This window comes from Pseudomonas sp. COW5 (genome assembly GCF_026240005.1).
GTDB lineage: Bacteria > Pseudomonadota > Gammaproteobacteria > Pseudomonadales > Pseudomonadaceae > Aquipseudomonas > Aquipseudomonas kribbensis.
The window spans coordinates 3,473,944-3,493,530 of record NZ_JAPHVP010000001.1 but is presented as its reverse complement, the minus strand read 5'-3'; the positions used below and the strand labels follow the sequence as shown (position 1 = coordinate 3,493,530).

Sequence of the window (19,587 nt, the reverse complement as noted above, 5' to 3'; positions counted from 1 at the left end):
GAGTACCGCTTTTGACGTGCCGGCCCCATCGGAAGGCTGAGTGGAGGGATTTATCCGGGGTGGGAGCGCAGCGACCGTTTGGCGAAGCCAAACACATCGAGAGGAGGTGCAGCGAAGCAAACCGTAGGCGATGCCCCGGATGAATCCCGGAACGAAGGAACGCCGAGCCACAGCGAGGCGCCGAACGCAGGGGCCAAGCCTTTTGCTTACTTTTCGGCGTTTGGAAAAGTGAGCCGCTGTAAGAGCGGAACCGCCAGCCGCAACACCCGAAGAAACGGATATACACCCAAACCCAAAACAGCATGGTCGGCCCAAAGGCCGCCAAGCCAAAGCCGAAACTGACAGCGCCGTCAGCTAGCCGTCACCCTCCTGACCCCCAAACAAGTTTATAAAGAACCAACCTGCCCAAACCCCGTCCCCCTGGCGCCCCACAAGCATGCAAATCCAGAAGAAAAAGGCCCTGCTCGCCACCCTGCTGATCGCCCTCGCAGCCGCCGGCCTGTGGTATGCGATAAAACCCGCACCGGCCAAACTCGCCGCCCCGACTGCGATCCCGGTCAGGGTCGTCGCCGTCAGCGAAAAAGACGTCCCCCGCTACACCAGCGGCATCGGCTCGGTCCTCTCGCTGCACAGCGTGGTGGTACGTCCGCAGATCGACGGCATCCTCACCAAACTGCTGGTCAAAGAGGGTCAACTGGTCAAACAGGGCGACCTGCTCGCCACCATCGACGACCGCTCGATCCGCGCCAGCCTCGATCAGGCCCGGGCGCAACTGGGCGAAAGCCAGGCGCAACTGCAAGTGGCGCTGGTCAACCTCAAGCGCTACAAACTGCTCAGCGTCGACGACGGTGTCTCCAAGCAGACCTACGATCAGCAACAGGCACTGGTCAACCAGCTCAAGGCCACCGCCCAGGGCAATCAGGCCTCGATTGACGCGGCACAGGTGCAGCTTTCCTACACCCAGATTCGCTCCCCGGTCACCGGTCGCGTCGGCATTCGCACGGTCGACGAAGGCAACTTCCTGCGCATGACCGACACCCAGGGTCTGTTCACCGTGACCCAGATCGACCCGATCGCCGTCGAGTTCTCTCTGCCCCAGCAAATGCTGCCGACCCTTCAGGGCCTGATCAGCGATCCGCAGCGCGCCCAGGTCAAGGCCTACATCGGCGCCGACACCGATGGCGAAACCGGCAACCTGCTCGGCGAAGGTCACCTGACCCTGATCGACAACCAGATCAACGCCAACACCGGCACCATCCGCGCCAAGGCCGAGTTCGACAACCCCAACCAGAAGCTCTGGCCCGGCCTGCTGGTGACGGTAAAGATTCAGACGGCACTGGATAAAGATGCGCTGGTGGTTCCGCCCACCGTCGTACAGCGTGGGCTGGATCAACACTTCGTGTATCGGGTCAACGGCGACAAGGTTGAAGCCGTGCAGGTGCAGATGGTTTATCAGGGCAGCGGCCAGGACATCATCAAGGGTGTGAACCCCGGCGACGTATTGGTCAGTGATGGCCAGTCACGGCTCAAACCCGGTTCGACCGTGCAGGTCATGACCGAGCCGCCGCAGGTGGTGCAAGCGGAGCCCAAGCCATGAAGCAGCACAAAGGCGTTTCGACCTGGTGCATCGATCACCCGGTGGCGACGATTCTGCTGACCATCGCGCTGGTGCTGGTGGGGGTGATTGCCTTCCCGCGCCTGCCGATTGCGCCGTTGCCGGAAGCGGAATTTCCGACCATTCAGGTCTCCGCACAATTGCCCGGCGCCAGCCCGGACACCATGGCCTCGTCCGTGGCCACGCCCCTGGAGGTACAATTCAGCGCCATCCCCGGCATGACCCAGATGACCTCCAGCAGTGCGCTGGGCTCCAGCCTGCTGACCCTGCAATTCACCCTCGACAAGAGCATCGACACCGCCGCCCAGGAAGTGCAGGCCGCGATCAACACCGCCGCCGGCAAACTGCCGAAAGACATGCCGACCCTGCCGACCTGGAAGAAGGTCAACCCGGCCGACAGCCCGGTGCTGATCCTCAGCGTCAGTTCCACGCAGATGCCCGGCACCGAACTCAGTGACCTGGTGGAAACCCTGCTGGCCCGTCAGATCAGTCAGATCGACGGCGTAGGCCAGATCAACATCACCGGTCAGCAACGTCCGGCGATTCGCGTGCAGGCCTCGGCGGACAAACTGGCGGCCATCGGCCTGACCCTCGCCGACATTCGTCTGGCGATCCAGCAGACCAGCCTCAACCTTGCCAAAGGTGCGTTATACGGCGAGTCGAGCATTTCCACGCTGTCGACCAACGACCAACTGTTCCACCCCGAGGAATACAGCCAGCTCATCGTTTCCTACAAGGATGGCGCCCCGGTTCACCTCAAGGATGTCGCCAAAGTCGTCAACGGTTCAGAAGATGCCTACGTGCAAGCCTGGGCCGGCGATCAACCGGGGGTGAACCTGGTGATATCCCGCCAGCCGGGGGCCAACATCGTCGAGACCGTGGACCGCATCCAGGCCGCCCTGCCCGGCCTCGAAGCCATGTTGCCGGCCTCGGTGCAGGTCAAGGTGCTGATCGACCGTACCCAGACCATTCGCGCCTCCCTGCATGAAGTGGAAATCACCCTGCTGATCGCGATCCTGCTGGTGGTGGCGGTGATGGCGCTGTTCCTGCGTCAGTTGTCGGCGACGATGATTGTGTCGGCGGTGCTCGGCGTGTCGCTGACCGCCAGTTTCGCCTTGATGTATCTGCTCGGTTTCAGCCTGAACAACCTGACGCTGGTGGCCATCGTCGTGGCGGTAGGCTTCGTGGTCGACGATGCGATCGTGGTGGTGGAAAACATTCACCGCCATCTGGAGGCCGGCGACAGCATGCGCGAAGCGGCGGTCAAGGGTGCCGGCGAGATCGGTTTCACCGTGGTCTCGATCAGTTTCTCGCTGGTGGCGGCGTTCATTCCGTTGCTGTTCATGGGCGGTGTGGTCGGGCGTTTGTTCAAGGAGTTTGCACTGACGGCCACCTCGACCATCATGATTTCCGTGGTGGTGTCGCTGACCCTGGCGCCGACGCTGGCCGCGCTGTTCATGCGCAAACCGGTGCATCACGCCCATGACAAACCGGGCTTCAGCGAACGCCTGCTCGGCTGGTACGAAAAAGGCCTGCGTCGCGCCCTCGCCCACCAGAAACTGATGATCGGCGTATTCGGTATCTCGGTTGCGCTGGCCATCGGCGGCTACATCTTTATCCCCAAAGGGTTCTTCCCGGTGCAGGACACTGGTTTCGTCCTCGGTACGACGGAAGCCGCGGCGGACATCTCCTACAGCGACATGGTGAAAAAGCACCTGGCGATGGCGGAAATCGTCGCCGCCGATCCCGCCGTGCAGGCGTTTTCCCATTCGGTGGGCGTGTCCGGCAGCAACCAGACCATCGCCAACGGCCGCTTCTGGATCGCCCTGAAAAAACGCGGTGACCGCGATGTCTCGGCCAGCCAGTTCATCGACCGCATCCGTCCGCAGCTGATGAAAGTCCCCGGCATCGTGCTGTATCTGCGCGCCGGTCAGGACATCAACCTCAGCTCCGGCCCGAGCCGTGCGCAGTATCAATATGTGCTCAAGAGCAACGACGGGCCGACCCTCGCCACCTGGACCCAGAAGCTCACGGAAAAACTGCGCAGCATCCCGGCGTTCCGCGACATTTCCAACGACCTGCAACTGGGCGGCAGCATCACTCATATCAGCATCGACCGCAGCGCCGCCGCGCGTTTCGGCCTGACGGCGAGTGATGTCGACGAGGCGCTGTACGACGCGTTCGGGCAACGGCAAATCAATGAGTTCCAGACCCAGGTCAACCAGTACAACGTGATCCTGGAGCTGGACACCGCGCAGCGCGGCAAGGCCGAAAGCCTCAACTACTTCTACCTGCGCTCACCGCTGAGCGGGGAAATGGTGCCGCTGTCGGCGCTGGCCCGATTCGATGCACCGACCATCGGCCCGCTGTCGATCGCCCACGACGGCATGTTCCCGGCCGCCAACCTGTCGTTCAACCTGGCGCCCGGCGTGGCGTTGGGCGATGCGGTGATCCTGCTCAACCAGGCCAAGGCCGAGATCGGCATGCCGACCGCGATCAGCGGCAACTTCCAGGGTGCGGCCCAGGCGTTCCAGAGTTCGCTGAAGAGTCAGCGATGGCTGATTCTCGCGGCGCTGGTGGCGGTGTACATCATTCTCGGTGTGCTCTACGAGAGCTTTGTCCATCCGCTGACGATCATCTCGACCTTGCCGGCGGCAGGTCTGGGTGCGGTGATCATGCTGTGGATCTGCGGCCAGGACTTTTCGATCATGGCGCTGATCGGGCTGGTGTTGTTGATCGGTATCGTCAAGAAGAACGGCATCCTGATGATCGACTTCGCTCTCGAAGCCCAGCGTCATCGTGGACTGGCACCCCAGGATGCGATTTTCGAAGCCTGCCTGACGCGGTTCCGGCCGATCATCATGACCACCCTCGCCGCCCTGCTCGGCGCCCTGCCGCTGATGCTCGGCTACGGCACCGGCGCCGAACTGCGTCAGCCGCTGGGGATCGCCGTGGTGGGTGGCTTGCTGGTGAGCCAGATGCTGACGCTGTTCACCACGCCGGTCATATACTTGTGGCTTGAGCGGCTGTTCCACAAGCCCAAACCGGCGCCCGTTGCGGCGCTGGCAACGACAGACTGAGGCGGGTCATGCGCGTCCTGATTATCGAAGACGAAGAGAAAACCGCGGACTATCTGCACCGCGGCCTGACGGAACAGGGCTACACCGTGGATCTGGCCCGCGACGGCATCGAGGGCCTGCACCTGGCGCTGGAAAGCGACTACGCGGTGATCGTCCTCGACGTCATGCTGCCGGGCCTCGATGGCTTTGGCGTGCTGCGCGCCTTGCGTGCGCGCAAGCAGACGCCGGTGATCATGCTCACCGCCCGCGAACGGGTCGAAGACCGGATCCGGGGCCTGCGCGACGGCGCCGACGATTACCTCGGCAAACCGTTTTCCTTCCTCGAACTGGTGGCGCGCCTGCAAGCGCTGACCCGCCGCAGTGGCGGCCATGAACCGGTGCAAGTGAGCATCGCCGACCTGTGGATCGATCTGATCAGTCGCAAGGCCACCCGCGCCGGCACCCGGCTGGATCTGACGGCGAAAGAGTTTTCGCTGCTCAGCGTACTGGCCCGGCGTCAGGGCGAGATCCTGTCGAAAACCGCGATTGCGGAAATGGTCTGGGACATCAATTTCGACAGCGATGCCAACGTGGTCGAAGTCGCGATCAAGCGCCTGCGGGCCAAGCTCGACGGGCCGTTTGACGAGAAGCTGCTGCACACCATCCGTGGCATGGGTTATGTGCTGGAGAGCCGTGGTGTCCAGTAACTCCATCGCTTTGCGCTTGAGCGGCATGTTCACGCTGGTGGCGCTGCTGGTGTTTCTGTTGATTGGCGGCGCGCTCTATCAGCAAGTGGACAAGGGCTTGGGGCTTTTACCGGAAGCCGAGCTGGATGCGCGCTACAGCGTGCTCGAATCCACCGTCGGCCGTTACGGCACGCCCGAGCATTGGGTCAAGATCAACAGCAAACTCAAGCTGCTCGGCGAAGAAGACAAGCGCATCAGTTTCTGGATCAGCAGCGGCGATCCGCAGTACGAGTACGGCGATTTCACCCCGCAGATTCGCGAATTCGCCAATGGCCCGCTGGGCATGCGTGACCTGCAATTGCCGGGTCAGCCCTACCCGTTGAAAGTGCTGGTCAGCCAGTTCCCGGCCAAGGATCAACGCCCGCCTCTGCGCTTCATGATCGGCATCGACACCGAGACGTTTCACCAGACTCAACACAACTTGCTGATCGCCTTGATCGGCCTGGCGATTGTCGGCGTGCTGCTGGCTTCGGCGCTGGGTTACTGGGTGGCGCGAATCGGCCTCAAGCCGCTGATCAAACTCTCCCACGAGGCCCAACGCCTGGCGCCGCCGCTGCGGGCCGGGCGCTTGCGTCTGTCGCCGCTGCCGCCGGAGCTGGAACAGTTTGTCGACTCGTTCAACTCGACGCTGGAGCGGGTCGAACAGGCGTATTCACGGCTGGAATCGTTCAACGCCGACGTGGCCCATGAACTGCGCTCGCCGCTGACCAATCTGATCGGCCAGACCCAGGTCGCCCTCACTCGCGGGCGCTCCGCCGAGCATTATTTCGAAGTGCTGCAATCCAACCTCGAAGAGCTGGAACGCCTGCGCTCGATCATCAATGACATGCTGTTTCTGGCCAGCGCCGATCAGGGCAGCAAGGCCACCAAACTGACCTCCACGTCGCTGGCCGACGAAGTGGCGACCACCCTCGAATACCTCGATTTCATCCTCGAAGATGCACAGGTCCAGGTCCATGTGAGTGGCGACGCTCAGGTGCAGATCGAGATCGCCCATCTGCGCCGGGCGTTGATCAATCTGCTGAGCAACGCGGTGCAGCACACCGCGCCGGGACAGGTGATCGAAGTGCAGATCACGGTCGAGGAACATCAGGTCAGCATCGGCGTGGCCAACCCCGGTGCGCCGATTGCCAGCGAGCATTTGCCACGGCTGTTCGAGCGCTTCTACCGGGTCGATGCATCGCGCAGTAACAGTGGCAACAACCACGGCCTGGGGCTGGCGATCGTCAAGGCGATTGCGCTGATGCATGGGGGGGATGTGTTTGTGCGCAGTGACCGGGGGATGAACACTTTTGGTATTCACCTTCCGGTCTGAAAGCCCCTCACCCTAACCCTCTCCCGGAGGGAGAGGGGACTGACCGAGTTGTCGTTTCGAGTTACATCGACCTGAACCACCGCGCCGAACTCAGGCTTTGAAAAGTCCCCAATCGGCTCCCTTTCCCCCTCGCCCCCTTGGGGGAGAGGGCCGGGGTGAGGGGGTGACTTTTGCTTTTGCTGTAACAGTCATTTATGAAAATCACGCTGTTTCCCGGTGCCCGGCGACCTTATCTTTGCCCGCACCAAACAGCACTTGCCAAGCAAGAAGGTTTTCAAGATGTCCAACAGTATGGGTATTGCCAGCGCTTTCGTTTTGTCCTCATTGATCCTGTCGCCGATGGCGATGGCTGAAGAATCGCAGTCGTTTGTAGCGCAGAATGCCGCTCGCGCTCACGCATTCGAACAGCATCAGGCAGAAGTGATGGCCAAGGCCCAAGACGCCACACAAGCCCCTCAGGCCGCAACTTCCCAGGCTCAGGCAGCCGAGAAAGACAGCTGAGTCACGCACAGCACAGTTTCCCTCGACGCGGTTGTTTGGCTCTTCCCGTTCAACCGTCGTCCTTCCAGGCCACTGATGTTCAGTGGCCTTTTTTCGTTGTGGTGTGAAAGCGGTCCAGTTCGTCTCTTACAATTAGAAACATCCCGCACCTCAAGACATTGAAGTGTCAGTTGACCCAAGGAGCTTTACCGCAAGTGCGTTACCCAGTCCGCTTTACCCCGCTGTTCATTGCAATCGCCGCAACGATTGCCCCCACCGCCCACGCCGCCGAACCCGAAAAGGAAGGTTTCGTCGAAGGTTCGAGCCTCAATCTCAACGCCCGCAACTACTACATGAATCGCAACCGCTTGCAGAAAGCGGACGACAACATCGAGTGGGGCCAGGGTTTCCTCGGCAAATTCCAGTCGGGTTACACCGAAGGCACGGTCGGCTTCGGCATCGATGCCCACGCCATGCTCGGGCTGAAACTCGACGGCGGTGGCGGCACGGACAACTCCAGCATCCTGCCGGTCAGCGATGGCAACGGTAAAGCGCCGGGCTCGTTCTCCACGGCGGGCGGCACGCTGAAAATGCGCGCGTTCGATACCGAACTGAAGGCCGGTGACCTGTTCCTCACCAACCCGGTGATCGCCGGCGGTGAAAGCCGCATGCTGCCGCAGACCTTCCGTGGCGTCAGCGTGACCAACCACAGCTTCGACGGCTGGATGATCGAAGGTGGCCAGGCCAGCTTCACCAAGCCGTACAACCAGAGCGGCCACAAACGCATCGGCACCTCGTACGGCACCCTCGCCGAGGGCGATAAAAGCCAGCACCTGAACTGGGCCGGTGTGTCCTGGAGCGGCATCGAAGGCCTGACCAGCAACCTGTACGCCGCCGAGCTGAAGGACATCTGGAACCAGTACTACTACGACCTCGACTACACCTGGGCGCTGAACGATCTGGTGACCCTCAACCCGGGCCTGCACTTCTATCACACCCAGGACACCGGCGACGCGCTGCTGGGCAACATCGACAACAACACCTACAGCCTGCATTTCACCGTCGGCATCGGCAGCCACAGCGTCACCGCCGCGTACCAGCGGGTCAACGGCAACACGCCGTTCGACTACATCAGCCAGGGCGACAGCATCTACCTCGACAACTCCCAGCAATACTCGGACTTCAACGGCCCGAACGAGCGCTCGTGGAAACTTAAGTACGCCTACGACTTCGCAGGCGTCGGCCTGCCGGGCCTGACCTCGGCGGTGTCTTACTCGCGCGGTACGCTGGACCTGACCAAAGTCGACCCGGACAGCAAGGGCTACGCCTCGTGGTACAGCGCCGAAGGCCGCAACGCCAAGCACTGGGAACGCGACATCGACCTCAAGTACGTGGTGCAGAGCGGCCAGGCCAAAGACCTGGCGGTACGACTGCAGTGGGCCACCAACCGCGGCGGCAACGGTTACGGCGCGCTGGACACCGACACAGATGAATACCGAGTGATCATCGACTACCCGATCAACGTCTTCTAAGATCGGCGCTACAGTTGAAAGGCCAGCCTTATGCGCTGGCCTTTTTCTTGCGTGTGCGGCAGCGACGTTTGTACAACTACGCTTATAAGACTCTTCAACCGATAACCCAACCATGATCGCGAGCCGTACCCCACCCGCTGCGGGCAAGACCGGACGTCCCGAGCTGCTGCTGATTCTCGGCAGTCTGCTGAGCGTGTTCGCGATTGTGTGCATCGTGACTTTTCTGCTGATTCGCGAGCACGCCAATGCTCAGGAGTCGGCGACTCGCAGCGCCACGACCATCGCCCAACTGATCGACGCCGACGTGCTGCGTACCGTCGAACTGTACGACCTGACGCTGCAAGGGCTGATCGCCGCCGCCCAGCGCGACGACCTGAAAAACGTGTCGCCGCAGATCCGTCACCTGGCGCTGTTCGACCGCTCCACCACCGCGCGCTTCAAGGGCGACATCCTGCTGCTCGACAAACACGGCGAGGTCATCGCCGATTCCTCGCGGGTCGAACCGCTGCCGGGCAATTTTGCCGACCGCGACTACTTCCTCGCCCACGCCTTCAACCGCGACGCCGGCATGTTCATCAGCCGCCCGTTCAAACCCCGTTGCGATTGCGACGACGCCAACCAGTGGCGCATCAGTTTCAGCCGGCGCATTTCCTCGGACACTGGTGAATTCCTGGGCGTAGCGGTGGCGTCAATGAAGCTCGATTACTTCGACCAGTTGTTCAACAGCCTCGACATCGGCGTCGACAGCACCCTGAACATCATCAACAACGACGGCATCCTGCTGGCCCAGAAGCCATATCTGCAGAGCGACTCGATCGGCAAGAGCTTCGCCGCCCGTCCCAATGTGATACGGATTCTGCGCGACCGCAGCGGCAATGGCAGTTTCAACAGCATTTCGAGCATGGATCACCAGCAGCGGCTGTACACCTACTCCCAGGTCGGCAACCTGCCACTGACAGTGATCGTTGCGCTATCAAGTGAGGAAGTGTTCGGCGCATGGAAACGCACGGCAATTCTGATCAGCGGCGCCACTGGCGTGCTCTGCCTCGGCCTCCTATGGCTGACCTGGCTGCTGGCCCGGGAGCTGCGCCTGCGGCAACGGGCCGAACGAGAACTGGCGCAACTGGCCGCCACCGATGCGCTGACCGGCGTCGCCAACCGGCGCATGCTTGATCAGTCGTTGCGGCACGAGTGGTTTCGCGCCCAACGCTCGGGCAAATCCCTTTCGTTGCTGATGATCGACGCCGATCACTTCAAGGCCTTCAACGACCGGCACGGCCATCAGGCCGGGGATCAGGCGCTGCGTGAACTGGCCAGGGTCATTACCGCCAATGTGCGGCGCCCGGCAGATCTCGTGGCGCGTTATGGCGGTGAAGAGTTCTCTGTGGTCCTGGCCGAGACCGACAGCGTCGGCGCGCAACAGATAGCCGAGCATGTGCGGGCCGCCGTCGAGCAATTGCCGCGGATGGCGGGCGATGAAATGCCGATGACGGTGAGCATCGGTATCAGCACCTGGACGGTGGCGAGTGAAATCAGTCTGGAACAACTGTTGTTCGCGGCGGACCGGGCGCTGTATCAGGCCAAGGAAGGTGGCCGGAACCGGGTTGTCATGGCTTGATGCCGGGGCCGGTACAGCCAATGCAAAACCTGCAGACATAAAAAAAGGCCACCCAAAGGTGGCCTTCAAAAAACTAGAGAGGTTTTTTACTTACACTGCCGCAACCGGGCGCATGTAAGAGATCGGTGCAGTGCTGGCGTCTTCGAACGTCACGACTTCCCAGGCATCTTTCTGCTCAATCAGTTTGCGCAGAAGCTGGTTGTTCAGTGCGTGGCCGGACTTGAAGCCCTTGAACTCACCAATCAGGCTGTTGCCCAGCAGGTACAGGTCGCCAATTGCATCGAGGATCTTGTGCTTCACGAATTCGTCTTCATAGCGAAGGCCGTCTTCGTTCAGTACGCCATCGGCATCGACCACGATTGCGTTTTCAACGCTGCCGCCGAGTGCGAGGTTGTGCTTGCGCAGGTACTCGATGTCACTCATGAAACCGAAAGTACGGGCGCGGCTGACTTCTTTTACGAACGAAGTGCTGGAAAAATCCACGCTTGCACTTTGGGTGCGGTCCCGGAAAACCGGGTGATCGAAATCGATCTCGAAGCTCACCTTGAATCCGTCGAAAGGGACGAAAGTGGCGCGCTTGTCGCCGTCTTCCACTGTCACTTCACGCAGGATGCGGATGAATTTCTTGGCGGCGTCCTGTTCTTCCAGGCCTGCCGATTGAATCAGGAATACGAAAGGTCCTGCGCTACCGTCCATGATCGGGACTTCGGACGCGGAGAGCTCGACGTAGGCGTTATCGATGCCCAGGCCAGCCATGGCCGAGAGCAAGTGCTCTACCGTGTCCACTTTGACGTCGCCGTTGATCAGCGTCGTCGACATAGTGGTTTCACCGACGTTTTCCGCGCGGGCAGGAATCTGCACCACAGGGTCGAGGTCAGCGCGACAAAACACAATGCCAGTGTCGACAGGCGCAGGCTTGAGGGTCAGGTAGACCTTCTCCCCGGAGTGCAGGCCTACACCTGTGGCACGGATAATATTTTTCAGTGTGCGTTGTTTAATCATGGCTTGGGCCGCTTCAGCGCAAATTGCGAACTGGTATCAACAAAGGCTGGCGATAATAGCAGACCGAGCCTTTGCTGAACACCAATCACCTTCATAGCCCTGATACATTCCATCAATCAGCCTGACGACGCAGGAAAGCCGGGATGTCCAGGTAGTCCAGGTCATCTTGCGGATTCATCTTCGCGGCAGTCGCAGCACCGGCCTGAGCCTGGTTGCGCATGACGGTCGGACGGTCCAGGTCACGGTAGTTCACAGCAGGTTGTTCCTGACGCGCAGGGGCCTGTTGTTGCACCGGAGCGGAAGCCATGGTGGTGTGAACGGTGTTGTCGATGACCTTCACAGGCTTCTCGATTTTCGCGCCCAGACCAGTGGCAACCACAGTCACGTGCAGCTCGTCGCGCATGTCCGGATCGATAACGGTACCGACCTTGACCATCGCGTGCTCGGAAGCGAAGGCTTCGATGATCGAACCCACGTCGGAGTACTCACCCAGGGACAGGTCAGGACCGGCGGTGATGTTCACCAGGATGCCGCGTGCGCCTTGCAGGTTCACGTCTTCCAGCAGCGGGTTGCGGATGGCCGCTTCGGTGGCTTCACGTGCACGGTTCGGACCGCTGGCGCAGCCAGTGCCCATCATCGCCATGCCCATTTCGCTCATCACGGTGCGTACGTCGGCGAAGTCGACGTTGATCATGCCCGGACGCTTGATGATGTCGGAGATACCGCGAACGGCACCGGCCAGTACATCGTCAGCCTTGGCGAAAGCCGACAGCAGGCTTGCGTCTTTACCGAGGATGGTCAGCAGCTTCTCGTTGGGAATGGTGATCAGCGAGTCGACGCTTTCGGAGAGCATGCGGATGCCTTCGTCGGCGATCTGCATACGCTTGCGGCCTTCGAACGGGAACGGACGGGTCACGACCGCAACGGTCAGGATGCCCATTTCCTTGGCCACTTCGGCGATGATCGGCGCTGCACCGGTACCGGTACCGCCGCCCATGCCGGTGGTGATGAACACCATGTTGGTGCCGGCCAGCACTTCAGCGATGCGCTCGCGATCTTCCAGCGCAGCCTGACGGCCGACTTCCGGGTTGGCGCCGGCGCCCAGGCCTTTGGTCACGCCGGTACCCAGTTGCAGGATGGTACGCGCGCCGATGTTTTTCAGCGCCTGAGCATCGGTGTTGGCGCAGATGAACTCGACGCCTTCGATGTTGCTCTTGACCATGTGGTTGACAGCGTTGCCGCCGCCACCGCCAACACCGATAACTTTGATTACCGGGCTTGCGGGGATGTTGTCTACGAGTTCGAACATTTTCCCTCTCCTTACATTCTCTAGTTTTTTCGCCTACTGCATTTTGTTGCGGTGTTGCGGTAAAGCTTTAGAAGTTGCCTTGAACCCACTTCTTCAAACGGTCCAGCAACGGTGCCTGCGGCTCATCGTTGCTGTAGCTGTCGCGGCTGCCGATGCCCGAGAACGAGATCCCGTCGGACTGCTTCTGCAGGCCGTACATCAACAAGCCCACGCCAGTGGAATAGATCGGGTTGCGCACCACGTCGTCCAGGCCCTTCACGCCATGCGGTACACCGAGGCGTACCGGCATGTGGAAGATTTCCTCGGCCAGTTCGGTGGCGCCTTCCATCTTCGACGTACCGCCGGTCAGCACGATGCCGGCCGGGATCAGGTCTTCGTAGCCGCTGCGACGCAGTTCGGCCTGGATCAGGGTGAACAGCTCGTCGTAACGCGGCTCGACCACTTCGGCCAGGGCCTGACGGGACAGTTCGCGCGGCGGACGGTCGCCGACACTCGGCACCTTGATGGTTTCGCCGGCACCGGCCAGTTTGGCCAGGGCGCAGGCGTAGCGGATCTTGATCTCTTCGGCGTACTGGGTCGGAGTGCGCAACGCCATGGCGATGTCGTTGGTCACCTGATCGCCGGCAATCGGGATCACGGCCGTGTGACGGATCGCGCCTTCGGTGAAGATCGCGATGTCGGTGGTGCCGCCGCCGATGTCGACCAGGCACACGCCCAGTTCTTTTTCGTCGTCGGTCAGGACCGAGTAGGCCGAAGCCAGTTGCTCGAGAATGATGTCGTCGATTTCCAGACCGCAGCGACGCACGCATTTTTCAATGTTCTGTGCGGCGTTGACGGCGCAGGTGACCACGTGGACCTTGGCTTCCAGACGCACGCCGGACATGCCCAGCGGCTCGCGCACGCCTTCCTGGTTATCGATCACGTAGTCCTGCGGCAAGGTGTGCAGCACGCGCTGGTCAGCCGGGATCGCCACGGCCTGGGCGGCGTCGAGTACGCGCTCCAGGTCAGCCGAGCTGACTTCGCGGTCGCGGATCGCCACGATGCCGTGGGAGTTCAGGCTGCGGATGTGATTGCCCGCCACGCCGACGAACGCCGAGTGAATGCGGCAGCCCGCCATCAGCTGGGCTTCTTCGATCGCGCGCTGGATCGATTGCACGGTGGACTCGATGTTCACCACCACGCCTTTCTTCAGGCCGCGGGACGGATGGGTACCGATCCCGACGATATCGAGCGTGCCATCGTCCGCAACCTCGCCGACCAGCGCCACCACCTTGGAGGTGCCGATATCGAGACCGACGATCATTTTGCCGCTTTGCACGTTTGCCATGGGTCCTGCCTCTTCTTAATTCTTTGCGACAGCGGGTTGGGCTGTCGTCGGCGCTACTGGTTCCCGCCAGCCAACAGCGAGGCCGTTGGCGTAGCGCAGATCGATACGCGCAATGTTCGTAATCTGGTCTTTAAGCGTCTTGTCGTAGATGGCAATGAAGCGGCGCATCTTTTCCACCAGGTTGCCGCGTCCCAGCAGCAACTCGATGCCGGGGCCGGAACTGCCGGCACCGGTGGTCAGGAACCAGCTGCCACGTTCACGCAGTTCCAGGCGCGCGATCGAGAAGCCCAACGGCCGGAGCATCTGGCTCAGTACCTGGTATTGCTGCATCACTTGCTGCTGGGCCCGCTGCGGACCGAACAGTTGTGGCAAGTGTTCGTAGTTCGCCAGTTCCTTGGGCGTGAACGCCTGGCCCTGGTTGTTGAGCAGCGACTCGTCGCCCCAACGGGCCACCGGCAATTGCTCTTCGAGGCGGATCACCACCTGGTCCGGCCACACGCGACGGACTTCGGCGTGAGCGATCCACGGCATCTGCTCCAGTTCCGAGCGCATGCTGGCCAGGTCGATGGTGAAGAAGCTCGACGCCACGTACGGGGCGATTCGCTGCTGCACCGCCTGCTGGCTGATGTAGCTCAGGTCGCCCTGCACGGCGATCTTGGTGATCGGCCGGTCGGCGTATGGCAACAGACGCTGCGCACCTTCGTAGGTACCGAACCCGAGCACCACCAGCAGCACCGGCCAGAACAGGCTTTTCAGAAAGCCGAAATTGGCTTTCGGCAGGCGCGCGGACATCGGCTCTTTGGCCACCATTCGGCTGGCACCCCGCGGCACCGGCTTGCGGCCGGGAGCGGGTGGCTGATGTCTGAGCTGTGCGCCTTGCATGGTCTTAACCTCGCGCCTCTTTATGGCCATCGGCATCGACACTGGCGGCCAGGATGGCCAGGACCAGTTGCTGGAAATCCAGACCGGCCGCTTTCGCCGCCATCGGTACCAGGCTGTGGTCGGTCATGCCGGGAGCCGTGTTGACTTCCAGGAACCAGAATTTGCCGTCGGCGTCCTGCATGACGTCCGCCCGGCCCCAACCGGCGATACCCAGCGCCTCGCAGGCTCGCGCCGTGAGGTCCATGAGTTCTTTTTCCTTGGCGGCATCGAGCCCGCACGGAATCCGATACTGGGTATCGTTGGCGATGTACTTGGCGTCGTAGTCGTAGAACGTGTGTGGCGTACCCAGGGCGATAGGAGGCAACACCTGGTCACGCAGAGTGGCGATGGTGAACTCCGGACCGTGGATCCATTGCTCGACCAACACTTGCGAATCGTAGGTACTGGCCGCTTTCCATGCGTCGATCAACTCGGACGCAGAACTCACTTTGGCCATCCCGATACTTGAACCTTCATGCGCCGGTTTGACGATCAAAGGGAAGCCCAGTTCCGTCGCTGCGGAAATACAATCGGCCTCGCTGCGCAGCACGGCGTGGCGCGGCGTCGGAATCCCCAGCGTGTGCCAGACCTGCTTGGTGCGCAGTTTGTCCATCGCCAGCGCCGACGCGAGGATGCCGCTGCCGGTGTAGGGAATCCCGGCCACTTCGAGCAGGCCCTGCATGCTGCCGTCTTCACCACCACGACCGTGGAGGATGATGAACGCGCGGTCGATCTTCTCGCTCAGCAGACGCTGCAGAATATCGGCGCCCACATCGATCCCGAACGCATCCACACCGGCGCTTTGCAGCGCAGAGAGCACGGCGTTGCCGGACTTCAGCGAGACTTCACGTTCGGCACTCAGGCCACCGAACAGCACGGCGACACGGCCGAAGTCTTTCGGGGCGATGGTGGAGAACAGATTGGCGTAGGCAGCAGTCATTTCAACTTCCCCTCGACCGGTGCGGCCACGGCACCGGCGAACAACTCGCTTTTCAACAGTTTCGGTGCGAGACCGCCGATATCACCGGCGCCCTGGCACAGCAGAATGTCGCCGGCACGCAGCAGCGGCTTGACCAGCGGCGCCAGATCGACACCACGCTCGATGTAGATCGGGTCCAGCTGACCGCGCTGACGGATGCTGTTGCACAGCTTGCGGCTGTCGGCGCCCGGGATCGGCTCTTCGCCAGCCGGATAGACTTCCATCAGCAACAGCACGTTGGCGTCGGCCAGTACATTGACGAAATCGTCGTACAGGTCACGAGTACGGCTGTAGCGGTGCGGCTGGTAGACCATCACCAGACGGCGCTCAGGCCAGCCACCGCGCACAGCCTTGATCACGGCCGCGACTTCGGTCGGGTGGTGACCGTAGTCGTCGACCAGCATCACGTTGCCGCCGTCCACCGGCAGTTCGCCGTAGACCTGGAAGCGTCGGCCGACGCCCTGGAATCCGGAAAGACCCTGGACGATGGCTTCGTCACTGACGCCTTCGTCGGTAGCGATACAGATGGTCGCCAGGGAATTGAGCACGTTGTGGTTGCCCGGCATGTTCACGGACACATCCAGGGGCTCGCGATCAGGGCGCAGCACGGTGAAGAAGGTCTGCATGCCCTGCTGGCGCACATTGATGGCGCGCACGTCGGCGTCTTCGCTGAAGCCGTAGGTCACGGTCGGACGCTTCACCAGCGGCAGGATTTCACGCACCACCGGATCGTCCAGGCACATTACCGCCAGACCGTAGAACGGCAGGTTGTGCAGGAACTCGACGAAGGTTTTCTTCAGTTTGTTGAAGTCACCGTCGTAGGTCGCCATGTGGTCGGCGTCGATGTTGGTCACCACAGCCACCAGCGGTTGCAGGTGCAGGAAGCTGGCGTCGCTCTCGTCGGCCTCGGCGATCAGGTAGCGGCTGGTGCCGAGCTGGGCATTGGTGCCCGCAGCATTCAGACGGCCACCGATGACGAACGTCGGGTCCAGGCCACCGGCGGCGAACACCGAAGCAATCAGGCTGGTGGTGGTGGTCTTGCCGTGGGTACCGGCGACGGCGATGCCGTGGCGGTAGCGCATCAGCTCGGCGAGCATCTCGGCACGCGGCACCACCGGAATACGGCGTTCCAGCGCGGTCGCGACTTCCGGGTTGGAAGTGTTCACGGCACTCGACACCACCAGCACGTCGGCGGCAGCGGCGTTCTCGGCTCGGTGGCCGATGAAGATCTGTGCACCGAAGGATTCCAGGCGCTCGGTGACCGGCGAAGCCTTGAGGTCGGAGCCGGACACGGCGTAACCCAGGTTCAGCAGCACTTCAGCGATACCGCACATGCCCACGCCGCCGATCCCGACGAAGTGGATGCGACGGATGCGGCGCATTTCCGGTTGCGGCATGGCTTTCTGATTCTCAACCATGGGCCACCTCCAGACAGGTATCGACCACGCTGCGGGTGGCTTCGGGTTTTGCCAGACGGCGGGCCGCACGGGCCATTTCTTCGAGTCGTTGCGGTTGCATCAAGACCTCTGTCAGGCGCGCGGCAAGGTCCGCGGCACCAGTCGTTCTTTGCGGCATCAGGAAGGCAGCGCCTTCGCGGGCCAGATAATCGGCGTTGCGGGTCTGGTGATCGTCGATCGCGTGGGGCAAAGGCACCAGCATCGACGGCAGACCGGCGGCGGCCAGCTCGCTGACGGTCAGTGCGCCGGCACGGCACACCACGATGTCAGCCCAGCCATAGGCCTGAGCCATGTCCTTGATGAAGGGCTGCACCTGCGCGTCCACGCCGGCGGCGCGGTAGCGCTCTGCAGTCACTTCATCGTGATTTTTGCCAGCCTGATGAAACACTTCCGGACGCAAATCGGCAGCGACTTGCGACAGGGCTTCAGGTAGCAACTTGTTCAACGGTTCTGCGCCCAGGCTTCCGCCCAGGATCAGCAAACGCGCCTTGCGTCCGGCCAGGGCCGCACGCGGTGTTTCGAGGAACAGCTCGCTGCGCACCGGGTTGCCGGTGGTACGGCGGCTGTCCGACAGGGTAAAGGTGTCGGGGAACGCTTCACACACCCGGGCGGCGAACGGCACCAGCAACCGATTGGCGGTGCCGGCCACGGCGTTCTGCTCGTGAACGATCACCGGTACGCCGGCCAGTTTGGCGGCGATGCCACCAGGACCGGTCACATAACCACCAAAACCGACCACGCACACCGGACGCAGACGGCGAATGATCGCCCGCGCCTGCCACACCGATTTAAGCAGCATGAACGGCGCCTTGAGCAGCGACAGCTTGCCCTTGCCGCGCAGGCCGGTGGCGTTGATGCGATGCAATTCAAGGCCGGCGGCCGGCACCAGATCGTTCTCGATCCCCCGTGGCGTGCCGAGCCAGTGCACGGTGTAGCCCCGCGCCTGGAACTCACGGGCACAGGACAGTGCCGGGAACACGTGGCCGCCGGTACCGCCGGCCATGATCAATACGTTAGCGCCCATGGTTCGGCTCCTCGGCGAAGTCGCTCTCATGGAATTCCATCTCTTCACTGCCCAGGTGGGTCCGGCTCTCCCACTCGATCCTCAGCAACAGGCCAAGACAGGCGCAGCAGATCACCAGGGAACTGCCACCATAACTGAGGAACGGCAAGGTCAGGCCCTTGGTCGGCAGCAGGCCGACGTTCACGCCGATGTTGATCAGGAACTGACCGATCCACAGGAACGACAGCCCGTAGGCAACATAAGCGGCAAAAAACTGTTTGGCTTTCTCGGCCCACAGGCCGATGTACATGCCGCGAATACACACGAACACGAACAGCGCCACGGTGCACAGCGAGCCCACAGCGCCCAGCTCTTCGGCCAGTACCGAGAACACGAAGTCGGTGTGGGCTTCCGGCAGGTAGAACTGCTTCTGCACGCTGTTGCCCAGACCGACACCCAGCCACTCGCCGCGACCGAAGGCGATCAAGGCCTGGGACAATTGATAACCGGCGCCGAACTGGTCGGCCCACGGGTCGGCGAAGTTGGTCAGACGCGCCATCCGGTACGGCTGCATCTGGATCAGCAACACCACCGCCGCCACCGCCAGCACCACCATCAGCGAGAACCGGAACAGTCCGACCCCGCCGAGGAACAGCATCGCCGCCGCAGCGCCCATCATTACGACGGTGGCACCGAAGTCCGGCTCCATCAGCAACAGACCGGCCATCGGCAGCAGCACGATGAATGGCTTGAAGAAGCCCATCCAGCTTTCGCGCACTTCCTTCTGGCGACGTACCAGATAACCGGCGAGGTAAATCACCACGAACACCTTGGCGATCTCGGACGGTTGCACGTTGAAGAAGCTGAAGCCGATCCAGCGCATCGAACCGTTCACTTCACGACCGATCCCCGGGACGATCACCATCACCAACAGACCGAACGCGCCGATCAGCATCATCCAGCCCAGGCGTTGCCAGGTGGCGATCGGAATCATCATGGTGACGATGCACGCGCCCAGGCCCAGCACCACGTAGATCAGGTGACGGGTCATGTAGTAGAGCGCGCTGCCCGACTGCACTGCACCGACTTCTGTCGATGCCGAGGCGATCATGATCAGGCCCAGGCCGAGCAGCGCCAGGCAACCGGCGAGCATCGGGAAATCGAGGTCGATCCCGCGCCCGGTAATGATCGGCGACGGATACGGCTTGATGATGTTTCGCAGGC

General features: G+C 61.9%; 15 protein-coding genes. 7 read left to right on the top strand and 8 right to left on the bottom strand.

Annotated features, from left to right (window positions below):
* The first annotated feature begins 436 nt into the window (after positions 1 to 436).
* The 7 genes from OQ248_RS15990 (at position 437) to OQ248_RS15960 (ending at position 10,365) form a co-directional block, all read left to right on the top strand.
* Positions 437 to 1,597 (top strand): efflux RND transporter periplasmic adaptor subunit, encoded by a 1,161-nt coding sequence (locus tag OQ248_RS15990; protein WP_265813287.1) that lies wholly within the window; start codon positions 437 to 439, stop codon positions 1,595 to 1,597.
* On the top strand, positions 1,594 to 4,695 hold the full coding sequence (locus OQ248_RS15985; protein ID WP_265813286.1) for a multidrug efflux RND transporter permease subunit: 3,102 nt from the start codon (positions 1,594 to 1,596) through the stop codon (positions 4,693 to 4,695). Before OQ248_RS15990 ends, OQ248_RS15985 begins: the two co-directional genes overlap by 4 nt.
* An 8-nt stretch (positions 4,696 to 4,703) precedes the next feature.
* Entirely contained in the window at positions 4,704 to 5,381 is a 678-nt protein-coding gene (locus OQ248_RS15980; RefSeq protein ID WP_053123617.1) for a heavy metal response regulator transcription factor, read from the top strand.
* Complete coding sequence (locus OQ248_RS15975) at positions 5,371 to 6,735, top strand: heavy metal sensor histidine kinase (protein ID WP_114885418.1); 1,365 nt, start codon at positions 5,371 to 5,373, stop codon at positions 6,733 to 6,735. Before OQ248_RS15980 ends, OQ248_RS15975 begins: the two co-directional genes overlap by 11 nt.
* A gap of 279 nt (positions 6,736 to 7,014) precedes the next feature.
* Positions 7,015 to 7,236: a hypothetical protein gene (locus OQ248_RS15970; protein WP_085709734.1), complete on the top strand. Its 222-nt coding sequence runs from the start codon at positions 7,015 to 7,017 to the stop codon at positions 7,234 to 7,236.
* Positions 7,237 to 7,430: 194 nt separating this feature from the next.
* The gene (locus OQ248_RS15965; RefSeq protein ID WP_265813285.1) at positions 7,431 to 8,747 is read left to right on the top strand and encodes an OprD family porin; all 1,317 of its coding nucleotides are present in this window, start codon (positions 7,431 to 7,433) and stop codon (positions 8,745 to 8,747) included.
* Positions 8,748 to 8,859: 112 nt separating this feature from the next.
* Positions 8,860 to 10,365: a sensor domain-containing diguanylate cyclase gene (locus OQ248_RS15960; RefSeq protein WP_265813284.1), complete on the top strand. Its 1,506-nt coding sequence runs from the start codon at positions 8,860 to 8,862 to the stop codon at positions 10,363 to 10,365.
* A gap of 90 nt (positions 10,366 to 10,455) precedes the next feature.
* Here the strand turns inward: OQ248_RS15960 and lpxC are convergent, their stop codons facing one another.
* From lpxC to ftsW, 8 genes are all read right to left on the bottom strand, one after another.
* Positions 10,456 to 11,367: a UDP-3-O-acyl-N-acetylglucosamine deacetylase gene (lpxC, locus tag OQ248_RS15955; RefSeq protein ID WP_065261513.1), complete on the bottom strand. Its 912-nt coding sequence runs from the start codon at positions 11,365 to 11,367 to the stop codon at positions 10,456 to 10,458.
* A gap of 112 nt (positions 11,368 to 11,479) precedes the next feature.
* A complete protein-coding gene (gene ftsZ, locus OQ248_RS15950; RefSeq protein ID WP_085709356.1) occupies positions 11,480 to 12,676 on the bottom strand; it encodes a cell division protein FtsZ in 1,197 nt (398 codons plus the stop codon).
* Between the two features lie 67 nt (positions 12,677 to 12,743).
* Positions 12,744 to 14,003 (bottom strand): cell division protein FtsA, encoded by a 1,260-nt coding sequence (gene ftsA / locus OQ248_RS15945; RefSeq protein ID WP_065261511.1) that lies wholly within the window; start codon positions 14,001 to 14,003, stop codon positions 12,744 to 12,746.
* Between the two features lie 15 nt (positions 14,004 to 14,018).
* Positions 14,019 to 14,885, bottom strand: a complete 867-nt coding sequence (locus tag OQ248_RS15940) for a cell division protein FtsQ/DivIB (protein ID WP_248742697.1) — start codon at positions 14,883 to 14,885, stop codon at positions 14,019 to 14,021.
* A gap of 4 nt (positions 14,886 to 14,889) precedes the next feature.
* Entirely contained in the window at positions 14,890 to 15,864 is a 975-nt protein-coding gene (locus tag OQ248_RS15935) for a D-alanine--D-alanine ligase (protein ID WP_192552343.1), read from the bottom strand.
* Positions 15,861 to 17,321: a UDP-N-acetylmuramate--L-alanine ligase gene (gene murC / locus OQ248_RS15930; RefSeq protein ID WP_085709353.1), complete on the bottom strand. Its 1,461-nt coding sequence runs from the start codon at positions 17,319 to 17,321 to the stop codon at positions 15,861 to 15,863. Before murC ends, OQ248_RS15935 begins: the two co-directional genes overlap by 4 nt.
* Entirely contained in the window at positions 17,314 to 18,384 is a 1,071-nt protein-coding gene (gene murG, locus OQ248_RS15925) for an undecaprenyldiphospho-muramoylpentapeptide beta-N-acetylglucosaminyltransferase (RefSeq protein WP_085709352.1), read from the bottom strand. The genes murC and murG overlap by 8 nt, the downstream gene beginning before the upstream one ends.
* Positions 18,374 to 19,585: a putative lipid II flippase FtsW gene (gene ftsW, locus OQ248_RS15920; RefSeq protein ID WP_170931601.1), complete on the bottom strand. Its 1,212-nt coding sequence runs from the start codon at positions 19,583 to 19,585 to the stop codon at positions 18,374 to 18,376. Before ftsW ends, murG begins: the two co-directional genes overlap by 11 nt.
* Positions 19,586 to 19,587: the final 2 nt, after the last annotated feature.